The organism is Herminiimonas sp. KBW02 (assembly GCF_003852535.1).
In the GTDB taxonomy this organism is placed as follows: domain Bacteria; phylum Pseudomonadota; class Gammaproteobacteria; order Burkholderiales; family Burkholderiaceae_D; genus Oxalicibacterium.
Genome location: NZ_QAJP01000005.1, coordinates 306,302 through 325,945, shown reverse-complemented (window position 1 = coordinate 325,945; position 19,644 = coordinate 306,302). Strand labels below are relative to the sequence as shown.

19 protein-coding genes and 1 other RNA gene are annotated in these 19,644 nt (G+C 55.2%); 6 read left to right on the top strand and 14 right to left on the bottom strand.

Features of this window, described 5'->3' with window-relative positions:
- Nucleotide 1: 1 nt before the first annotated feature.
- The 7 genes from murF to DBR37_RS10935 all read right to left on the bottom strand — a co-directional run bounded on the left by murF (nucleotide 2) and on the right by DBR37_RS10935 (nucleotide 7,374).
- A complete protein-coding gene (murF, locus tag DBR37_RS10965; RefSeq protein WP_124574505.1) occupies nucleotides 2-1,369 on the bottom strand; it encodes a UDP-N-acetylmuramoyl-tripeptide--D-alanyl-D-alanine ligase in 1,368 nt (455 codons plus the stop codon).
- Nucleotides 1,369-2,895: a UDP-N-acetylmuramoyl-L-alanyl-D-glutamate--2,6-diaminopimelate ligase gene (locus tag DBR37_RS10960; RefSeq protein WP_124574504.1), complete on the bottom strand. Its 1,527-nt coding sequence runs from the start codon at nucleotides 2,893-2,895 to the stop codon at nucleotides 1,369-1,371. The genes murF and DBR37_RS10960 overlap by 1 nt, the downstream gene beginning before the upstream one ends.
- Nucleotides 2,895-4,655, bottom strand: a complete 1,761-nt coding sequence (locus tag DBR37_RS10955; RefSeq protein WP_124574503.1) for a penicillin-binding protein 2 — start codon at nucleotides 4,653-4,655, stop codon at nucleotides 2,895-2,897. The genes DBR37_RS10960 and DBR37_RS10955 overlap by 1 nt, the downstream gene beginning before the upstream one ends.
- Nucleotides 4,652-4,924, bottom strand: a complete 273-nt coding sequence (gene ftsL / locus DBR37_RS10950; RefSeq protein ID WP_124574502.1) for a cell division protein FtsL — start codon at nucleotides 4,922-4,924, stop codon at nucleotides 4,652-4,654. Before ftsL ends, DBR37_RS10955 begins: the two co-directional genes overlap by 4 nt.
- Nucleotides 4,921-5,889 carry a 16S rRNA (cytosine(1402)-N(4))-methyltransferase RsmH gene (gene rsmH, locus DBR37_RS10945; protein WP_124574653.1) on the bottom strand — a complete coding sequence of 323 codons (969 nt, stop codon included), beginning with the start codon at nucleotides 5,887-5,889 and terminating at the stop codon, nucleotides 4,921-4,923. The genes ftsL and rsmH overlap by 4 nt, the downstream gene beginning before the upstream one ends.
- A gap of 7 nt (nucleotides 5,890-5,896) precedes the next feature.
- Nucleotides 5,897-6,325 carry a division/cell wall cluster transcriptional repressor MraZ gene (mraZ, locus tag DBR37_RS10940; RefSeq protein ID WP_124574501.1) on the bottom strand — a complete coding sequence of 143 codons (429 nt, stop codon included), beginning with the start codon at nucleotides 6,323-6,325 and terminating at the stop codon, nucleotides 5,897-5,899.
- A gap of 542 nt (nucleotides 6,326-6,867) precedes the next feature.
- Complete coding sequence (locus tag DBR37_RS10935) at nucleotides 6,868-7,374, bottom strand: DUF4124 domain-containing protein (protein WP_124574500.1); 507 nt, start codon at nucleotides 7,372-7,374, stop codon at nucleotides 6,868-6,870.
- Nucleotides 7,375-7,462: 88 nt separating this feature from the next.
- On the opposite strand from DBR37_RS10935, the gene DBR37_RS17160 reads away from it, so the two are divergent.
- Nucleotides 7,463-7,630, top strand: coding sequence for a hypothetical protein (locus DBR37_RS17160; protein WP_158610247.1), 168 nt, complete (start codon nucleotides 7,463-7,465; stop codon nucleotides 7,628-7,630).
- Nucleotides 7,631-7,640: 10 nt separating this feature from the next.
- On the opposite strand, the gene DBR37_RS10930 is transcribed toward DBR37_RS17160, so the two are convergent.
- The 4 genes from DBR37_RS10930 to rnpB form a co-directional block, all read right to left on the bottom strand.
- Entirely contained in the window at nucleotides 7,641-8,090 is a 450-nt protein-coding gene (locus tag DBR37_RS10930) for a hypothetical protein (RefSeq protein WP_124574499.1), read from the bottom strand.
- 183 nt (nucleotides 8,091-8,273) lie between these two features.
- Nucleotides 8,274-8,426, bottom strand: a complete 153-nt coding sequence (locus tag DBR37_RS10925) for a DUF3096 domain-containing protein (protein ID WP_124574498.1) — start codon at nucleotides 8,424-8,426, stop codon at nucleotides 8,274-8,276.
- Nucleotides 8,427-8,593: 167 nt separating this feature from the next.
- Nucleotides 8,594-9,148 (bottom strand): fasciclin domain-containing protein, encoded by a 555-nt coding sequence (locus tag DBR37_RS10920; protein WP_124574497.1) that lies wholly within the window; start codon nucleotides 9,146-9,148, stop codon nucleotides 8,594-8,596.
- Between the two features lie 181 nt (nucleotides 9,149-9,329).
- Nucleotides 9,330-9,681, bottom strand: an RNA gene (gene rnpB, locus DBR37_RS10915) — RNase P RNA component class A.
- 379 nt (nucleotides 9,682-10,060) lie between these two features.
- Here rnpB and DBR37_RS10910 point away from each other — a divergent pair.
- The 5 genes from DBR37_RS10910 (at nucleotide 10,061) to DBR37_RS10890 (ending at nucleotide 15,214) form a co-directional block, all read left to right on the top strand.
- Nucleotides 10,061-11,476: a PLP-dependent aminotransferase family protein gene (locus DBR37_RS10910; RefSeq protein WP_124574496.1), complete on the top strand. Its 1,416-nt coding sequence runs from the start codon at nucleotides 10,061-10,063 to the stop codon at nucleotides 11,474-11,476.
- A gap of 207 nt (nucleotides 11,477-11,683) precedes the next feature.
- Complete coding sequence (locus DBR37_RS10905) at nucleotides 11,684-12,433, top strand: c-type cytochrome (RefSeq protein WP_233588346.1); 750 nt, start codon at nucleotides 11,684-11,686, stop codon at nucleotides 12,431-12,433.
- A 12-nt stretch (nucleotides 12,434-12,445) separates the two neighbouring features.
- Entirely contained in the window at nucleotides 12,446-13,732 is a 1,287-nt protein-coding gene (locus tag DBR37_RS10900; RefSeq protein WP_124574495.1) for a cytochrome c, read from the top strand.
- A 4-nt stretch (nucleotides 13,733-13,736) separates the two neighbouring features.
- The gene (locus DBR37_RS10895) at nucleotides 13,737-14,201 is read left to right on the top strand and encodes an NINE protein (RefSeq protein WP_124574494.1); all 465 of its coding nucleotides are present in this window, start codon (nucleotides 13,737-13,739) and stop codon (nucleotides 14,199-14,201) included.
- A gap of 62 nt (nucleotides 14,202-14,263) precedes the next feature.
- Nucleotides 14,264-15,214: a LysR substrate-binding domain-containing protein gene (locus tag DBR37_RS10890; protein WP_124574493.1), complete on the top strand. Its 951-nt coding sequence runs from the start codon at nucleotides 14,264-14,266 to the stop codon at nucleotides 15,212-15,214.
- Nucleotides 15,215-15,261: 47 nt separating this feature from the next.
- Here the strand turns inward: DBR37_RS10890 and DBR37_RS10885 are convergent, their stop codons facing one another.
- From DBR37_RS10885 to DBR37_RS10875, 3 genes are all read right to left on the bottom strand, one after another.
- On the bottom strand, nucleotides 15,262-16,359 hold the full coding sequence (locus DBR37_RS10885) for an enolase C-terminal domain-like protein (RefSeq protein ID WP_124574492.1): 1,098 nt from the start codon (nucleotides 16,357-16,359) through the stop codon (nucleotides 15,262-15,264).
- 18 nt (nucleotides 16,360-16,377) lie between these two features.
- Nucleotides 16,378-17,445: a carbon-nitrogen hydrolase family protein gene (locus DBR37_RS10880; RefSeq protein ID WP_124574491.1), complete on the bottom strand. Its 1,068-nt coding sequence runs from the start codon at nucleotides 17,443-17,445 to the stop codon at nucleotides 16,378-16,380.
- Between the two features lie 152 nt (nucleotides 17,446-17,597).
- Nucleotides 17,598-19,247: an L-lactate permease gene (locus DBR37_RS10875; protein WP_199739105.1), complete on the bottom strand. Its 1,650-nt coding sequence runs from the start codon at nucleotides 19,245-19,247 to the stop codon at nucleotides 17,598-17,600.
- Between the last annotated feature and the right edge of the window lie 397 nt (nucleotides 19,248-19,644).

Below are 19,644 nucleotides of genomic sequence, written 5' to 3'. Positions count from 1 at the left end.
ATTAATGGGCTTCCTGAGTTTGTTGACCGAGTAAGTGCTGGACCACACGTTCCATCTTCATGAAACGCGATCCTTTAACCAGCACCGTTGCATCCGCCGTAAAGATTCCGGCCAATGCATTGTTTAATTCTTCTACGCTATCGTAGTGATGTGCGCCGTCACCGAAGGCGCTGACGATGTAACGCGTCATATCGCCCAGTGCGAGCACATGCTCTATACCTTTGGTACGCGCATACGCACCAATTTCTTCGTGATACTGCTGACCGTCATTGCCGACTTCGCCCATATCGCCCAGCACCAGGATGCGCGGCGCCGACATCTGCGCCAGCACATCGATTGCCGCCCGTACCGAATCCGGATTGGCGTTATAGGTGTCGTCTATCACCAATGCGCCATTCGCTGCATGTTTGCGCTGCAAGCGACCACTGACAGGCGCAAACGCCTGCAAACCACGCACGATGGCATCGGTCGAAATGCCGATCGCCAGCGTGCACGCTATCGCCGCCAGCGCATTACGTACGTTATGTACACCAGCAGCAGCCAGCGCCAATGAAAATTGCTGACGGCCTGCCGTCACTTCCATATCGCTACCGAATACATTCGCGCTATAGCTGCAACGTACATCTGCATCATCCGAAAAACCAAAAGTCAGCACCTTGCGCTGTGCTGCCAGCGTGCGCCACAAGGGCGTGAATTCATCATCGGCCGGAAACACTGCGACACCGTCAGCAGGCAAACTGGCCAGCACTGCGCCGTTTTCCTTGGCGACTGCTTCCACGCTTGCCATGAATTCCTGATGTTCGCGCTGCGCGTTATTCACCAGACCCACAGTCGGGGCCGCAATTGCAGACAGCACGGCGATTTCACCCGGATGATTCATACCCAACTCAATGACTGCAGCCTTGCAAGCCTTGTGCAAACGCATCAGCGTCAAAGGCACGCCGATATCGTTATTGAAGTTGCCGCGTGTCGCCAGATAGTTATCGACGCCGCATGCTGCTTCCAGGATCGCAGCGATCATTTCCTTGACCGTGGTTTTGCCATTGCTGCCGGTCACACCGATCACAGGTATAGCGTATTGCTGACGCCAGTAATGCGCAATCTGCCCCAGGGCAACACGGGTGTCCGGCACGATCAACGCAGGTACTGTCATGCCTGCCGGCACTGTTTCTGCGACGACAGCGGCGACCTTGTGCGCCGCTACTTGCGGCAGGAAGTCGTGCGCGTCAAAGCGCTCACCACGCAAGGCGACGAACAGATTGCCTGCACCTACGGTGCGGCTGTCGGTCGAGACGCCGTCAAAGGCTGCGTCAGCCGTTATGCGTGCGCCCGGCAGTGCGGCCTGAAGGATGGCTAATGTAGAGTTCATCAGCTCGCTCCCTGCATGACACGTGTCGACAAAGCCAGTGCTGCATGGTCAGCGTCGAGGAAAGGCAATTTGCGGCCCTTCACTTCCTGATACGCTTCATGCCCTTTGCCAGCCAGCAAGATGACGTCTTGCCGTGCTGCATGACGTCCGGCCCACAGAATCGCGCTGGCGCGATCTTCTATGATTTGTGGCGCATTTTTTGCCGCAGTAATGCCGGCCACGATATCGTTAATAATGGCGGTCGGCTCTTCATTGCGCGGATTGTCTGTCGTCACCACGATATGGTCAGCCGCCATCGCGACCTTGCCCATTTGCGGACGTTTGCCCGGATCACGATCACCGCCACAACCAAATACACACCACAATTCACCGCCACGGTCATTCGCAACGTTGCGCAAGGTAGCCAGTGTTTTTTCCAGCGCGTCCGGTGTATGTGCGTAATCAATCACGACCAGCGGGGCTTCAGCGCCACCGAGTTGCTGCATGCGACCAGGTACGGCAGTCAACGCTTCGATTGCGCTGACCGCATCATGCAAGCTGATACCTTTCGCCAACAGGATGCCGATAATGCCCAGCACATTGCTGACATTGAACTGGCCCACCAGTTGCGTTTTGACTTGTGTGCTGCCCGCCGCTGATTCGAGATGGAAGGCAGTACCGCTTTGGCTGCTGCGAATATCCGTCGCACGCAGCATTGCAATACCATCGATCTTTTGATCGGACAGGGTGTAACCGGTAATCGCGGTATCTGCCTGCTTGCCTTGCAAGCGCTGCACCAGGCGCAGACCCATCGCATCATCCAGATTGATGACAGCATGTTGCAGTCCCGGCCAGTCAAACAGCATCGCCTTGGCTTCTTCATACGCCGCCATATCACCGTGGTAATCCAGGTGATCGCGCGTGAAGTTGGTGAACAGCGCCATATCGAAATGCATGCCGGACAAGCGCCCCTGATGCAAACCGATAGACGATGCTTCTATCGCCAGTGCGCTTGCGCCGAGATTACGTACATTCACCAAAGAACGTTGCAGCAAGACTGCATCCGGCGTGGTGTAACCAGTGACGTCGAACTCACCGGATCCGCCATTGGTGAAAATACCGACGCCCAGCGTACCGATTACTGCGGTCGGCTGCCCCAGACGCGACAGGGCACTGCCCAGCCATTGCGCACACGAGGTCTTGCCGTTGGTACCAGTGATTGCGACCGTAAACATCGAGCGATCAGGGTATGCGTAATACGCCGCGGCGATTTCGCCTGCATGCGCTTTCAGATTCTCCACAGCCAGGTGCGGCACGTCCCACTCCGCATCCCAGGTGCAACCGGCTGCTTCATAGATTACTGCCTGTGCGCCGCGCTCTATCGCGTTGGCGATGTAGTTGCGACCATCGGCTTCGTCACCAGGGTAGGCAAAGAATGCATCACCTTGAGCAATGCGACGCGAATCCGACGCGAGCTCGGCCTTAGGCGCGTTGGCAGCCAGCCAGTCGAGGATGTTTGCGAGTGCGGTCGTGGTCAGGATAGACATTACATATTCTCCTGTTCCGACCCGGCCGGGATGATGATGTTGGTCACGCTGGAATCCGGCGCGACGTTCATCGAACGCAAGGCATTTGCCGTCACGGTCGCGAAGACCGGTGCCGCAACCTGACCACCGTAGTGTTTACCTGCGCCCGGCTCATCTATCATCACGGCAATAATGATGCGCGGATCAGATACCGGTGCAAAGCCGACGAAGGAAGAAACATATTTCCTCACGTATTGGCCTTTTTCAATTTTGTAAGCGGTGCCGGTTTTACCAGCGACGCGATAACCCGGCACTTGTGCACGTGGTGCCGAACCAGCAGGACCCGCCGCCATCTCCAGCATGCCGCGCATCTGACGCGCCGTTGTCGGGCTAAAAATACGTTCGCCGATAGGCTGGTCGGTCGTGCGCTGGAAGGTAATCGGGATCAAATCACCGTCACGTGCGAAGACTGTATATGCATGCACCAATTGCAACAAAGACACGGATATACCGTGTCCATAACTCATGGTTGCCTGTTCAATCGGACGCCAGGATTTATATGGCCTGACCCGTCCGGCTACCGCACCAGGGAAATTGATCTTCGGTTGCTGACCGAGACCTATGCTGGTGAACATGTCCCACATTTCATGTGGTTCCATTTGCAGTGCAATTTTTGCAGTGCCGATATTCGAGGATTTCTGTATCACCTGCGACACTGTCAACAGACCGGAGGCATGGGCATCGCCGATGGTTGCCGTACCGATAGTCATCTTGCCCGGCGCGGTCTGGATCATGGTGTTAGGTGTGACACGCTTGGTTTCCAGTCCGAGTCCGACCGAAAACGGCTTCATGGTAGAACCAGGCTCGAAGGTATCGGTAATCACGCGATTGCGCAGTTGCGCGCCAGTCAGCACCGAACGGTTGTTCGGGTTGTAGGTCGGCAAATTGGCCAGCGCCAGCACTTCACCGGTTTTTGCGTCGAGCACAACGATGCCACCCGCTTTGGCCTTATTCGCTTCGACTGCCTCTTTCAGGGCGGTAAATGCGATGTACTGAATCTTGCTGTCTATCGACAAGGCGAGGTCCTTGCCGTCATGCGGTTCACGCACCGACTCGATATCTTCGACGATACGACCCAGGCGGTCTTTGATGACGCGACGACTGCCAGTGACACCAACCAAGGTCTTTTGATACGCCAGCTCCATACCTTCCTGGCCTTTGTCTTCCACATTGGTGAAGCCGACGATGTGCGCCATCACTTCGCCTTCAGGGTAGTAGCGCTTGTATTCTTTACGGGTATCGATACCGGCGATACCGAGCTTGAGGATTTTGTCGACGGTATCGAGTTCAACCTGACGCTTCAGATAGACGAAGGTACGATCCGAATCCAGCTTGCGGCGCAGTTCACGCTCAGGCATATCCAGCAACTTGGCCAGCGCTTGCAGCTTTTCTGGCGGCGATTCCAATACATCTTCCGGAATCGCCCACACTGCACGCACCGGGATCGACGAAGCCAGTACCTGGCCGTTGCGATCAGTAATCTTGCCGCGTGTGGCTGGCAATTCCAGCGTACGCGCGTAACGCGAAGCACCCTGCTTTTGCAGGAACTCGGTCGACATGCCCTGCAACCACAAGGCACGGCCAGCCAGCGTCAGGAAAGCAGCAAAAATCAGGAATAGCACGACCCGCGAACGCCAGGCTGGCAACTTGGTTGCCAGTACCGGGTTCGACGAGAATGGCACGCCCTTGGAAGCGGCAGTGCGCGACGTACTACGCGTCATTTAGCCCCCATCGTCAGGTACTGCGTGCTGGCCGGCGTTACCGGCACCATGCGCAAATCACGGCGTGCATTGCCTTCAATACGCGCGTGTTTGCCGAGTGTGGATTGATCGAGTTGCAGCTGCGCCCATTCGATATCAAGCTGGCGCGCTTGTGCCTGGGCACGCTCGAGTTCGATGAAGAGACGACGGAATTGGTAATGCGCGTTAACGACCGACAACGCGCAGGCGACCAGGATCAGGGTCAGGACAAAGCAGATACGGCCGCTCATGCCGCCCCCCCAGTACCGGATGACAGACGTTCAGCCACCCGCATCACGGCGGAACGCGCGCGCGGGTTTTCACTGATTTCTGCAGCGGATGGTTTTACGCGGGACAACAGCTTCATTTCAGGTTGCGGCAAATCGACAGCACGAATCGGGAGGCGACGGTCTGGCTGCGGCACATTCGCTTTGCCGGCCATGAACTGCTTGACGATGCGATCTTCCAAAGAATGAAAGCTGATCACAACCAATCTCCCATGCGGGGCCAGATACCGATATGCCTCGTCCAAGACTACTTCGAGTTCTTCAAGCTCCTGATTGATGAAAATCCGGATAGCCTGAAAGGTGCGAGTGGCCGGGTCTTTGCCTTTCTCGCGGGTTTTGACGGTGCGTGCCACGATCTCGGCAAGCTGTCGTGTGCTTGAAATTGGCTCGACTGCCCTGCGAGCAACAATCGCCTTTGCAATCTGAAAAGCAAACCGTTCTTCCCCATAATCTCGTATCACTTTCTCGATTTTTTGTTCAGTTTCCGTCGCCAGCCATTCCGCTGCCGACATGCCGCGCGTTGTATCCATGCGCATATCGAGCGGCCCGTCTGCGCGAAAACTGAAACCTCGCGTCGCATCGTCAACTTGCGGTGACGAAATCCCCAGGTCCAGCAATACCCCATCCACCTGCTTGATACCGCGTACAGCCAAAGCTTCACTCAAGGTTGCAAAACTGTCGTGCGCAATCTCAAAACGCTGGTCATTAATCGTCGCTGCATTGGCTATCGCCTGCGTATCCTTATCAAAGGCCAGCAAACGACCACCACTACCAAGTTGCTGCAAAATCTTGCGGCTATGCCCGCCGCGTCCGAAGGTACCATCGACGTATACGCCGTTGACGCGATCACCACTCAGCGCCAGCGCATCGACCGCCTCATCCAACAACACCGTACGGTGCTGGTATTGCTGCACCGCATCTGCATTCATCACGGCGTCAGAAAGAAAAATCGTTGAGTACATCCGGCATGCCGTTGGCTACGGCCGCCGCTTCGCTTTCCGCCAGTTTCGCTGCATCCCAAATCTCGAAATGGCTACCCATACCGAGCAACATCACGTCACGCGTCATGCCTACAGCCGAACGCAATTCAGGCGCGATCAGGATGCGACCAGCGCCATCCATCTCTACGTCGGAAGCATTACCGAGGAAAATACGTTGCCACGCGCGCGCAGACATAGGCCATGCAGCGATTTGCTCGCGATGGGTTTCCCATACCGGGCGCGGGAAGAACAGCAGGCAGCCGTGCGGATGTTTGGTCAGGGTGACGCGACCCTCGCACTGCAAAAGCAGTGCGTCACGATGCCGCGACGGAATAGTCATCCGGCCTTTGGCATCGAGATTGAGAGAGGACGCGCCTTGAAACACCCTGAAATCCTTTTTTTGTACGTTTTACATGCTGAATCGGGTGGATTCCGCGTTTATTTTTTACGTTTCAAATACCCACAAATAAACACTTTTTCACACTGTCGCCCACTTTAGAGGATGCACCATTACCGGTCAAGCGATATTCAGGGGTAAAAACAAGAATTTTTTCAATGAAGTCAAGGACTTAGCGCATTACGTTGACGCAACATGTAAATGAAATACCTCTAAGAATTAAGTACTTATGATTGATAGTGAAAGTGGCACTTCAGATAAACACATGTGTTTATCCAGGAAAATGCAGTGCAAGATGGGGAAATTTCTGTAGGATTTTGATGCGTCTTGTCGTCAAGATCGCGGAAAAATCGGCTTAATGCCGATTTCTTGGCAGATATCGGAAATTTCGCTGCGAGCAGCAGCATTTGATATCAAAAAAATATGATGCGGCGCAAAAACAAGCCAATTCCATTGCTTATTTGGCACCGTATTTGCCGGCAATTTAACAATTCGCCGCCGCTCTGAAGAGCGGAATTGAGTACCCGGGTTTACTGCCCGATGTACTGTGGCGGTGCCCCACATTGCTGCGACGGATCAGGGACCGGTTTGCAGTAGAGGAAAGCCTCCTCCCGTACTGCAGCGCCGCGCCGACGCGGACGACCATCACGCCCCCGTATGATGAAGGGAGCAAAACATTCCTGGCTTTCACGATACTCACGCTGCATGCGTTCGCAATCGAGCTTTTTCTGCGTCAGGCTGCTACCGGCACCCATGACCGCACCGGCCGCAGGTTGTAACGGCACGGCCCTTTCCTCACTCGCACGTTCGACCATCGCCTTTTCCCGCGCGACACGCGCAGCCGCTTCCTGGCGCTGCGCATCAGTCAATTCAGACGGATTGGTATCGACCCGGGTCGCCGCATTCCGGTAGCGCTCAGGTACCTGATCCGAAAACTGGATACGCCCTTTTTCATCTACCCAGCGATAGATTTCATCTGCATGCACGGCCGACGCCATGCAGCAGCAAGCGATAAAAGTTAGGAAAGTGTGTGCCATGAGTCGCCTTGTATACGCGGACAGGTAATAGCTTTATAGCATGTCTGACACGCGCATGCCCATGCAACCTCAACGCAGGAAGTATACGGTGTCGAACGGGAGTGCTGGTCGTGATGAGTACTCCTTGTCGCATCACTCTGAGCGAGCATGGGCATGGAAGCGCTGTGCGTTATTACGTGAACTTATCAATATCGACGCTGAAAAATGGAAGGTTAGTTCCGCCAAACTCAGCTGGGATGAGCAGATGTCGATTTAATTTCAAATAACTAAAATGGCAATCCAACCGATACGATGATGACTTTGTCATTGTCATCAAAAGTAAGGTGAACGCGATGGTTGCCGCGTATCCAGCGCAGACGACTTTGTTCAGGGTTCTTCCATTCTGGTTCACCCAATAATAAAAGAAGATCGGCCTTTTTTCGCCCGAACGCTATGCCATATGGCAGGTCGCCTTGAAAAATAGAAAATCCTTGTATTTTTTCCCCGTAGTACCGAACGTTCACCAAAACTAACGATTTATCCGGATACGCTCGCTCTGAAAATTTTAGTGAAACAGAATCCGAAAAAGTCAGCTCTATCCCAGCAGCCTTTTTCAGCAAATAGGTGTCAAAATCTCCGCGAGACAATACAGGAGCTTTATCGATCGCAAGTTCATCAAGCAAGAGCTTGAGCTTTTCTTCACCGTAATAAAGCCCCAAAAACTCAAAGTATTCCATGATCTGCCTCATCATTAAAATCCAACAAGTTCAGTTAAATTTTTCTTCGTACCTAATCCCGCCTTTTAACACTCTTTTTTCTGCCTTTTTAGTAGATCTATCTTATAGATGCGTTATGCAACGCTTATACGCAAAGAGACGGTAGTGTTACAGCACACCTCAAACGCGCATGCGCGCGTCGTTTCAGCGGAAGAAGTGGCCTGTGCCGAACAAGCCGATGAGACCGATCACGATCAGATACAAGGCAACGATGAAATTCAGCAAACGCGGCATCAGCAAAATCAGGATACCGGCGATCAGGGCGAGCAGCGGGGCGAGGGTAATGTGCAGATTCAAGACAAACTCCTATATGTAAACCGTCAAGGCAAATTCTTGCGGCAGAAGCTTACTCTATACGCATCGCTCGTTCACTTGCACAGCACGCCATGCTGCAAATAAAAAAGCGCGCAATCGGTAACGATCGCGCGCCAAGCAACACCCTCAGGCATCGCATCAGGATTTATTTATTTCGGCAGCAGGACCGTATCGATCACATTGATGACACCGTTAGACTGATACACATCATAGGTACTGATGCTGGCCGTATTACCGCTGTCATCCTTCACATTGATATTGTGTTTGCCATTCATGACAAAGGTCAGTTTTGCACCATTGGCGGTTGCCAGTTGTGCGCTGCCTTTGTTTTTCTTGATAGCTTTTTCGAGTGCGGCAAAGTCATATTTGCCGGGTACTACGTGGTAAGTCAGAATTTTTGTCAGCGTTGCCTTGCTTTCGGGCTTAACCAGATTCTCTACCGTACCGGCCGGCAATTTGCCGAATGCAGCATTGGTTGGGGCGAATACAGTGAACGGACCTTTCCCTTTCAGGGTATCCACCAGGCCTGCTGCTTTCACAGCAGCGACCAGGGTGGTGTGATCGGCCGAATTAACTGCGTTATCAACGATGTCCTTACTGGGCAGCATGCTTTGTCCACCGACCATCACGGCATCGGCAGCATAAGCGAAGGTAACTGAAGCGAGTGAAGCAGATAGCAGCAAGGCATAAGAAAGTTTGCGCATGATCGTTTCCTTCCGGAGTGTGCAGGATTGCGTAGTGATATACGGTGTCCCGACACGGATAGATTCAACTACTTGCATGTGTATTTTCTGCATATATGCCTGCAGCAACTTATCTGGCTGCATGGCAATACCGATGGCGCAAAAAAAACGGTGCGATTTTCATCGCACCGTTTTGCATAGAAGTTGAAGCAAGCCGATAGGCCGGATTCTGTTACGACGCATGAGCAAGCCCATGCGTTATGACAACCATTCCTCTAGGCCGTGAATTACTCCACGGCTCAAGCTTCCTACCCGCACGCTCCGCGAGCAACGTCAACGCGTGCCTATTTGGAATTGCTCCGAGTGGAGGTTACCGCGTTTCACCCTTTGTGACGCGGGGAGCGCTAGCGCCTCCCGGTCCCAAAGACTCGTCTCTGTGGCCCTATTCCTCGCCTCACGGCGGACGGCCGTTAACCGTCACCCTGCTCTATGGAGTCCGGACCTTCCTCCCGCCATCACCGAAATGACAGCCAGCGGTTGTCTTGGCTTACTTCAGGCGACATTGTAGTCCAGCAGGCGTCGGCAAGCGTGAATTATGTTTTATCATGGCTTGCGCGATAGAAATTTCCCCGATTTCACCCACTTTCCCCGCACGCAGAGCATTAGAACTCATTTCATAAATATCCGTGAGATGCGTTCTTACCAAAAGCGGTGCTGGCAAGGCGTGCGACGCGTCGCATAGTGGCCTATGCGCAAGGAGCGCAACGCGGCCAGCGCCGCTTTTGCTAAGAACCCGAAGGGAACGGGCTATTTGGGCGTATTGCTGCGTTGCGCCGCTTGCCAAGGGGACCACCCTTGGCGGCGCGACACGCCTTGCACTACCTCCCAAATAGCCGCGTTCGCACTCGCGGATATTTGTGAAATGAGTTCTAGATGAAATTGTATGAAACGCTCGCCGCCGAACTCGCGCAATCCATACAGGATGGCGTCTTGCGTATAGGTGATCGTCTGCCATCGGTACGCCAGGCCAGCACCAGCCGCGCAGTCAGCCCGTCCACTGTATTCCAGGCTTACTACCTGCTGGAAGCACGCGGCCTGATACGGGCACGTGAACGTTCCGGCTACTACGTCGCCGGTGCCGCGCAAAAACTACCACCGGAACCGGAACAGGCCTCGCAACCGGATGAAGCATCATCACCTGTCGACATCAGTGAACGCGTGTTTGAAGTGCTGGAATCCGCCAGGATGCGCGAGCTGGTGCCGTTCGGCTCGGCTTTCCCCAGTCCTTTGCTATTCCCTATGGCCAGGCTGGCGCGGGCAATGGCCTCCAGCGTGCAGCAACTCGATCCGTGGAGCGCGGTCGATGACCTGACTCCCGGCAATCCGCAATTGCGCCGCCAGATCGCGCTACGCTACCTGGCCGACGGCTTACATATCCACACCGATGAAATCGTCATCACCAACGGCGCGCTGGATGCGCTTAACCTGTGTCTGAGTGCCGTGACGCGCCCCGGCGACGCGGTGCTGGTCGAGTCACCAACCTTTTACGCCGCATTGCAGGCGCTGGAACGTAACGGCCTGCACGCAATAGAAGTACCTACCCATCCGCGTGAAGGTATGGACCTGGCAGCACTGGCACGCGCCATCGAGCGGCACCAGCCCAAAGCATGCTGGCTGATGACTACCTTCCAGAATCCGCTCGGCAGCCTGATGCCGGATGAAAAAAAACGCGATCTGGTCGCGCTGCTGGCGCAACACGACATTCCACTGATCGAAGATGATGTCTATGGCGAACTGTATTTCGATGATAAACGACCAATGCCAGCCAAGGCCTACGACAGCAAAGGTCTGGTCATGCATTGCTCGTCTTTTTCCAAATGCCTGGCCCCGGGCTATCGCGTCGGCTGGGCGGCACCCGGTCGTTTTACCCGCGCCGTGGCACGCCACAAGCTGACCACGACACTCGCAGCATCCGCCCCGGCACAGGCTGCACTCGCCGCCTATCTGGAAAAAGGCGGCTACGACAAACACCTGCGCCAGCTACGCCACACCTTGTCAGTCCAGCAAACGCTATTCATGGAAGCAATCGCCCGCTACTTCCCGCCGGGTACGCAGGCGACCCGGCCGAAAGGTGGTTATTTCCTGTGGCTGGAATTGCCAGCGACGGTGAACGCGCTGGAACTGCACCGCCTGGCACTGGCACAGGGCATCAGCATTGCGCCGGGGCCTATCTTTTCTGCCCATCACGGCTTCAGCAATTGCATACGCCTGAACTATGGACATGCATGGAATCAGCGCAGCGAGACTGCGCTCGCGACGCTCGGCGCATTGGTACAAAAGATGGTCTGAGCCTGCGCAACGATGCCTTTTTAATCATCACAAAATGGTTATCAGGCACTTGTACGCAAACTGCTATGGTTTTTTGCGCAGCTACTGATGCTAGGCAAAGCAGGCTTGCACCCTTACCCTTGCAGTATCATGTAGAAAATCCGACAAGCTGCAGAGGGTTAAGCACGCATCATCAGTCCCTCGGCCTAAGACTAGAGACCTATAACAATGAGTGCATCGCACACCATGCGTAGTAAATGCTCAGCCTTGATACGCCTGCTCGCAAGCGCCAGCCTCGTACTTGCCGCCGGTACTGCAATTGCTGCAGCTGACGTGGCTCCCGACACTGGTAAAATCCCCGACACCATCGCGCAACGCGTGGCGGCCTGTGTGGTGTGCCACGGCAAGGAAGGCCGCGCCGGCAGCGATGGCTACTATCCGCGCATCGCGGGCAAACCGGCGGGCTATCTATATAACCAGCTCATCAATTTCCGCGACGGCAAACGTACTTACCCGGTCATGACCGCCATGCTGGAAAACATGTCGGATGCCTATCTGCGTGAAATCGCACAATATTTCTCCAATCAGCACCCGCCCTACCCTGAACCGCAAGCCTCGCAATCGAATCCGGCCGAACTGGAACGCGGTCGCCGCCTGGTGCATGACGGTGACAAGGCCAAAGGCATACCGGCCTGCGTCGCCTGCCACAGCGCGAAGATGACAGGCACTGCACCCGCCATCCCCGGCCTGATCGGTTTGCCACGCGATTACCTGCTGGGCCAGATAGGCGCATGGAAAATCGGCACGCGCCACGCCGCCAAGCCGGACTGCATGGCCGACATCGTCAAAAAAATGAGCGCCGAAGACATCAGCGCCGCCGCTGCATGGTTGTCCGAACAGCGCGTCCCGGCCGATGCCTCACCAGCTCCCGCCATTACGGCTAGGCTCCCGCTGGAATGCGGCAAACTCGCACCGTAGGGAAGCAGACTCATGAAACGATCCTATCTATTGCGCTTTTTCGCTCTGCTGCTCGGCATCTTCACGGTCTTCGTCGTCTGGCTGTTCCTCGCTAATCGCAACCCTGACCTCGACCAGCCGTCAGTACCGCCGGCTGATCCGGCCCTGCAACTGGTACAAGGCGCCTACCTGGCGCGCGTCGGCAATTGCATGAGCTGCCACACTGCACGCGGCGGCGAGTCGTATGCCGGTGGCCGTGCGGTACCGACACCGTTTGGCAATATCTATACATCCAACCTGACGCCGGATGCTGAAACCGGTCTGGGTAAATGGAACAGCGACGATTTCTGGCAAGCGATGCACAACGGCAAATCGAAAGATGGCAGCCTGCTCTATCCGGCCTTCCCGTACACCAACTACACCAGGGTCACACGTGCGGATTCGGATGCCATCTTCGCTTACCTGCAAACCCTGCCCGCCGTCAGCCAGCCGAATCGCGCACCTGAGCTACGCTCCCCTTACGACAATCGCCTTGCACTCTATGTATGGCGTGCGCTCTACTTCCGTCCCGGTCAGTATACGAATGACGACAGGCAATCGGTGGAATGGAATCGTGGTGCTTACCTGACGCAAGGCCTGGGCCATTGCAGTGCCTGTCATACACCGCGCGATGGACTCGGTGGTACCGACCTGAAAGCAGAACTCGGCGGCGGCATGATTCCGGTGCTGAACTGGTACGCCCCACCGTTGAATAGCGACGCCCAGACCAGTCTCGGAAAATGGGAAACCGAACATCTGGCAGCACTGCTGAAAACCGGCGTCGCACCAAGTCGTTCCGTCAGCGGACCGATGGCGGAAGTCGTATTCGGCAGCCTGCAATATGCGAAGGATGAAGACATCAAGGCGATGGCGGTCTATCTGAAATCACTGCCACAGCAAATCGCGGCGCCAGTAGTGACAGCTGACAGCATGCCGGATGAAACGAAAAAGAACATGGTCAAGGCCGGCGCCAAGCTGTATGAAAACCAGTGCGCCAGTTGCCATCAGGAATCCGGCAAAGGTGTGCCGTCCATCTATCCGGCACTGGCAGGCAGTCGCGCCATCACCACACCGATTGCGACCAATGCCATCCGCATGGTCTTGCATGGTGGCTATGCGCCAAGCACTGCAGGCAATCCACGTCCTTATGGCATGCCGCCATACGGCCACTCCATGACGGATGAAGAAGTCGCTTCTGTCGTGACCTACATCCGCAACGCCTGGGGCAACCAGGCCAGCGCGGTATCACCCAACGATGTCAATCGCTATCGCTCACGTTAAGTCCATGCCTGCATCACATCATTCTTCCAGCCGTCACACGCCACTACTGAGCAGCAGACACAAAAGCAAAACCAGCACCACTTTGCTGGCGGTCTTGCTCGGCGGTACCGGTGCACATCGTTTTTATTTATATGGTCGCAAGGACTTTTGGGCGTGGATTTACTTCTGCGCTTTCGTTCTCTTCGTGCTGACCTTGCTCGTCGCGCAGACATCGAATTCACTGGCGCTGAATTTGCTCAGCCTGTTCCCTATTCCTGTCTTCGCGGCGTGGATAGAAGCGCTCGTGATCGGACTCACACCGGATGAAAAATGGGATGCGAAACATAATGAACTTTCGGCGCAACAATCAGACTCACGCTGGTCTGTCGTCATTCTGATCGTGCTCACTTTCGCCTGCACATTCACCACCATCGTCATCAGCATGGCGCGCATGACAGATTTATTTCTCACTGGTGGTGCTTACGGTTAATCGTATCTCCGCATAGCGCTCTATAATCGTTCATTGCACATCACCATCGAGCTAGCACGTCCATGTCTACTATCGATTTCCGCCTGCCACCGATTCCCTGTCTGATTGCATTTGAAGCGCGTGCACGTCTGGGCAGCGGCGTACTGGTTGCACGCGAATTGTGTATCTCACCGAGTGCAGTCAGTCATCGCATCAAGCAGCTGGAAGAAGCGACCAATCTGCAACTATTCCGCAAGACCAGTGGCGAAGCAGTGCTCACCGCCGACGGTCAGGCTTACCTGGAAGCTGTACGCAATGCCCTCAATACACTGAGTCACTTCGGCCGCAATCCGGCTGCCAGCAGCAAAGTCAAAAAGCAATTGCGCATCGCCGCACCGCCAACCTTTGCCTACCAGATCATCATTCCGCGCCTGAGCTTATTGCAGGAAAACTTCCCGGCACTGCGCTTTGAATTGCAGCTATCGGTACCACTGGTCGGCTTGAAAGCGGACGATTCGGATATAGAGATACGCTTTGGCATAGGCCACTATCCCGGCTATCACGTCACGCGCATACTCGATGAAGATGTGCTACCCATGTGCAGCCCGGAATACCTGGCGCAACACGGCCCGTTTGAGACTTATGAAGACCTGCAGCGCGCGACCTTGCTACGCTGCACGATAGAACCGTGGCACCCTTGGTTCCAGGCGGCCGGACTGGACTGGCGCGAGCCGGTCGGTACGCTGCAATTCGTTGATATCGGTTCCTGCATGCAGGCGGCAGCATGGGGGCATGGCGTCGCGCTGGCACGCCCGAAGATGGCAGCCTCACTGACAGACAGCGGTCGGCTGGTACCGGTATTTGATTTGAGTGCGAAACCTGCATACTCTTACTTCGCAACCTGTTTGCCGGAAGCCTTGCAACATACGGAGTCGCTGGAAGTAATCAACTGGCTGCGCAGCGACCTTGAGCGTGAAGATGCAATGCAGGCATTGGCGCTAGCCGCCAAACCATCAGGCAAAAGAAAAAAATAGGCAGCACCTCGCACGCGCGCGGCACTGCCTGAAGAGACACACCATCATCAGAGGGTGTAACGTTCAACGGCCTCCTCTTTCCACTGGATACCGTTGCCAGGACTATCCCGTACGATCGCGTTGCCATTGCGCACCTGCAATGGATCGACCAGTATCGGATCTGCCATCTGGAAATACTCTATGTAATGCGCAGTCGGTGTCACGCGCAGCAAGTGCACACTGATTTCCTGGAAGAAGTGATTCGAGACGCGCATATTATTCGCCGCGCACAAACCGACCGTCTGCATCCAGCCCGACACACCACCTATCTTCATCAGATCCGGCATCATGTAATCCGACGCCTTCATGCGCAAGCTCTCTGCCACCTGACGCGGCCCCCACAGGTTCTCGCCTAATTGCAATGGTGTTTTGATGGCAGCGGCAATTTGCGCATGACCACAGTTATCGTCGTAACGGGTCGGTTCCTCTATCCACAGCAAGCCTTGATCATCCAGCGCCGAACAACGCACCATCGCTTCGGCTACATCCAGGCTCTGGTTGTAATCGACCATCAGGCGCGCCGCACCTTCCGTTGCCTTGATCGCTGCACGCACCACCGCGATATCTTCCTGCAGGGTCGGATAACCGATCTTGATCTTGATCGCCTTGAAACCACGCTCCACTGCAGCGGCCACATGCTTGACTGCATCGGCCAGCCCATCCATACCGAAACTGGCATACGCGGGGATACCGTCAGCTGCAGTACCACTGCCGACACTGCCACCCAGCGCACGTACCAGCGGCAGCTGAAGAAACTTCGCATGCGCATCCCACACCGCCATATCGATACCGGCCAGCACCATATCCAGCAAACCATAGGTACCGATCAACATGAAGCGACTGCGCAGGTTCTGTGTCAAACCCAGCGGGTCCAGCGGCTGACCTTCGAGCAACAAGGTCAGGTCAGTCGCCAGTTGTTTGACTGCGCCCAGTACCAGCGGCGTGTAAGTGAAGATATACGCATGACCGCAGACACCGGCATCGGTCTGCACATCCAGCAACAGCATGGGTGCTGCATGTACCGTCCCGCTTGCCGTCTTCAACGGTTGCGACAGCGGTACGATCAATGCGCGTACACGCATTTCTGTGATTAGGGGTAAAGACATAATTCGTCTTGCTCCTGCTTATTGCAAACGGTCGCTACCGTCAGGTGCGCGTGACAGTGCAGGTAAAGGCCCGAGCTCGGCAGCAAACTGCGCGCGCTCCGCTTCCGCTGCCGCATCATTGAACTCGACCGGCGTCAGCGCTCGACGATTGACCTTCAATTCGAATACATCGAAGCGATTGTAGTAACCGACCACGTCCTGGAACTGTTTAGGTACGACACATTTGGCGAGATCGATATCGGCATACACAATGCCTTCTTCATCCTGCAGGGTATCGCTGATCGGCATGCCGTCCGGCCCCATGATCATGGAGACGCTCTTCGATGCTTCTTCCATCAGGCGACGTACACGCGGATCGTTGCGGCTAATCATATCGATCGCTTCTGGCGGCAGGAAGCCGGAGGCAACGATGTTGAACATCTTGCCTTCAAACGCAGCGGCTCCGGCACGCAGGCGGATCGATGCTTCCAGGTCATACGCGACTTCACCGGACGGATGGGTAGGCCAGCGTGGTGAGTAGGCGGAAATGTGCACGTTTTCGCCTTGCGCCATCAGCGAGAAGCGCGCCAGTGCGTTTGTGTTTTCACCGCACACCAGTGCGCCGATGCGGCCGATGCGTGTATCGACTACGCGCAAGCCACTGCCATCGCCGCTGGCCCATGCCAGCTTTTCCCAATGGGTGGCGATCAGTTTTCGATGACGATTCAGGATGCTGCCGTCGTCGCCGATCAGTATGTTGGTATCCCAGACGCAACCCATGCTGACAGGTGTGCCTTCATTGATACCCATCGAAACAAACACGCCATGACGACGTGCTGCTTCGCGCAACTGCGCTACTTCCGGGCCATTGATTGTTATCGCCGACGACGCCAGTTTGAAAAAGAATTCATGCGTTTCTACCGGTGCCCATACACCACACCAGATCGGGAATGCAGAGACAAACGCTTCAGGGAATGCAATCAGCGAAGCGCCATTGCGCGCAGCTTCCGCAATCAGGTCGCAAGCTTTATCGATGGTGGCAGGGGTGTCGAAATAGATAGGCGCTGCATGACATGCTGCTGCCTTGAATTTTGGATATTCCTTCATTACTACTCTCCTAAAATATGTTTTGAGTCCGGATACTGCGTCCGGAAGTCACGTGCCACTATAGGCGGGGTATAGCGAAAAAAGAGCGCTTTACAGATTGAAATGATTTGCATCCGGGATGCAGGAAAACTGCATCCCTCATGCCAGAGCCGTTACCAGACCATCAGGGTGAACGGGAAGACGTAAGCCTGCAGCGTGACGAACAAACCAACCAGGCAAGCCAGCGCGATTGAATGGAAGAAGACATAGCGCAAGATCTCGCCTTCATGGCCATACCACTTGGTTGCTGTTGCAGCCACTACGATGGATTGCGCATCGATCATCTTGCCCATCACGCCACCCGATGAATTGGCTGACGCCATCAACACAGGGTTCAGGCCGAGTTGCTCTGCCGTGGTTTTTTGCAAGCCGCCGAACAGGACATTCGCTGCGGTATCGGAGCCAGTCAGCGCGACGCCCATCCAGCCCAGCAGGGTGCCGAAGAAAGGATAGAACGCGCCGGTGTGCGCAAACGCCAGGCCCAGGGTCGAATCCATGCCGGAGTAACGTGTGATGTAACCGAGCGCGAGCATGGCAGCAATCGCAATCAGCGAATGACGCAGTATCTTCAGCGTGTCCCAATACACGACAAACAATTGCTTGAAGCGATAGCCCATCACCAGGCCAGAAATCATCGATGCAATGAAGATCCCTGTACCAGTTGCAGACAGCCAGTTCAGGTTAAAGATGGCGGCTTCCACATGAGGATGCAAAGCGACCGGCGGCATCTTCTGCGTCAACATATGCAACCACGGCCACTCGAAACGCAGTACCGAGATGCCATCCAGCATCTTCTTCCAGCCCGGTATGCCCCACAGAAACACCAGCACCGACAAAATGAACCACGGCAACCAGGCACGTATCACTGCTTCACGTGTATGCGTATGGATGACCGATGCCTGCTGCTGTTGCGGCGCAGCCTTGAACTTGCCTGCGGCCGAAGTCCAGATAGTTGCAGGCTTCCATACACGCAGAAACAGGGTCAGCAAGACCATCGACGAGATCGCTGCGCCGACGTCCACCAACCACGGTCCGTGGAAATTTGAAATCAGGTATTGCGGTACCGCGAACGCAGCAGCCGCCACCAGAATTGCGGGCCACACGGCCAGCATGCCGCGGAAACCACAGAAGGCCCAGATCAGCCAGAACGGCACCAGCATAGAGAACACCGGTAACTGACGACCGACCATGCCCGACAGTTGCAACATATCGAGTCCGGTCACACCAGCCAGCGCGATGATAGGTGTACCCAATGCGCCGAACGCTACTGGCGCAGTGTTCGCAATCAGCGACAAACCGGAAGCCGCCAAAGGCGCAAAGCCGAGTCCGATCAGCATGGCACCGGTCACCGCTACCGGTGTACCGAAGCCACCCGCACCTTCAAAGAATGCGCCGAAGGAAAACGCCACCAGCAACAGTTGCAGCCGTCGGTCCGTCGTAATGCCGGTGATGCTTTCCTGCAGCACCTTGAAGTAGCCTTTACGTTCAGTGAGTTGATACAGAAAAATCACGTTCAGGATGATCCAGCCGATAGGCATCAGACCGTTGGCGGCTCCGTAAGCGGCTGATGACAGCGCACTCGACGCCGGCATGGTGAAACAGAATATCGCGACCACGATAGCCGAGCCCAGACCGAGCAGCGCGGCAATATGTGCCCTGATATGAAAGAAAGCCAACGCTGACAACATCACGACGACAGGGACTGCTGCCGCCAGCGTTGAAAGTAGCGCGTTGTTGAAAGGATCGTACACGTGTGACCACATCATTTAGTCTCCCAGGAAATGGGGGTAATCGTTAGCAGGCATGAAGCCGACGTCATTTTTTTAATTGATTTTTATAGCTGAACAGCGACGCAAATTCTGTCATAGCTGATTCCGGCGAAGGCGTGAAAAGGATGCAATCCGATGTGAAGCAAAATGAAATTTGCTATGAGAAGTGATGTGTTTCGTGACGCGACGATCAGCAAAAACAACAAAGAAATTTGCCGTGAATATCGGGAGGAAAATTGCGAAGAAAAGGCGCACGCTTATCGTACGCAACACACAAACGCACTCGAAAAGTGCGCGCCCGCACCAAGGCGAATCAGGCCACATGGAAGAGTACATACATCTGCCCTGCCATGAGCAAAAGCTTGCCAATTTTGTCTGGCATGACTCATGC

What these genes read in the sequence shown, in the direction of transcription:
- murF (WP_124574505.1), bottom strand. Translation starts at nt 1,369, where the DNA reads ATGAACTCTACATTAGCCATCCTTCAGGCCGCACTGCCGGGCGCACGC.
- DBR37_RS10960 (WP_124574504.1), bottom strand. Translation starts at nt 2,895, where the DNA reads ATGTCTATCCTGACCACGACCGCACTCGCAAACATCCTCGACTGGCTG.
- DBR37_RS10955 (WP_124574503.1), bottom strand. Translation starts at nt 4,655, where the DNA reads ATGACGCGTAGTACGTCGCGCACTGCCGCTTCCAAGGGCGTGCCATTC.
- ftsL (WP_124574502.1), bottom strand. Translation starts at nt 4,924, where the DNA reads ATGAGCGGCCGTATCTGCTTTGTCCTGACCCTGATCCTGGTCGCCTGC.
- rsmH (WP_124574653.1), bottom strand. Translation starts at nt 5,889, where the DNA reads ATGAATGCAGATGCGGTGCAGCAATACCAGCACCGTACGGTGTTGTTG.
- DBR37_RS10935 (WP_124574500.1), bottom strand. Translation starts at nt 7,374, where the DNA reads ATGGCACACACTTTCCTAACTTTTATCGCTTGCTGCTGCATGGCGTCG.
- DBR37_RS10930 (WP_124574499.1), bottom strand. Translation starts at nt 8,090, where the DNA reads ATGGAATACTTTGAGTTTTTGGGGCTTTATTACGGTGAAGAAAAGCTC.
- DBR37_RS10920 (WP_124574497.1), bottom strand. Translation starts at nt 9,148, where the DNA reads ATGCGCAAACTTTCTTATGCCTTGCTGCTATCTGCTTCACTCGCTTCA.
- DBR37_RS10910 (WP_124574496.1), top strand. Translation starts at nt 10,061, where the DNA reads ATGAAATTGTATGAAACGCTCGCCGCCGAACTCGCGCAATCCATACAG.
- DBR37_RS10905 (WP_233588346.1), top strand. Translation starts at nt 11,684, where the DNA reads ATGAGTGCATCGCACACCATGCGTAGTAAATGCTCAGCCTTGATACGC.
- DBR37_RS10900 (WP_124574495.1), top strand. Translation starts at nt 12,446, where the DNA reads ATGAAACGATCCTATCTATTGCGCTTTTTCGCTCTGCTGCTCGGCATC.
- DBR37_RS10895 (WP_124574494.1), top strand. Translation starts at nt 13,737, where the DNA reads ATGCCTGCATCACATCATTCTTCCAGCCGTCACACGCCACTACTGAGC.
- DBR37_RS10890 (WP_124574493.1), top strand. Translation starts at nt 14,264, where the DNA reads ATGTCTACTATCGATTTCCGCCTGCCACCGATTCCCTGTCTGATTGCA.
- DBR37_RS10885 (WP_124574492.1), bottom strand. Translation starts at nt 16,359, where the DNA reads ATGTCTTTACCCCTAATCACAGAAATGCGTGTACGCGCATTGATCGTA.
- DBR37_RS10880 (WP_124574491.1), bottom strand. Translation starts at nt 17,445, where the DNA reads ATGAAGGAATATCCAAAATTCAAGGCAGCAGCATGTCATGCAGCGCCT.
- DBR37_RS10875 (WP_199739105.1), bottom strand. Translation starts at nt 19,247, where the DNA reads ATGTGGTCACACGTGTACGATCCTTTCAACAACGCGCTACTTTCAACG.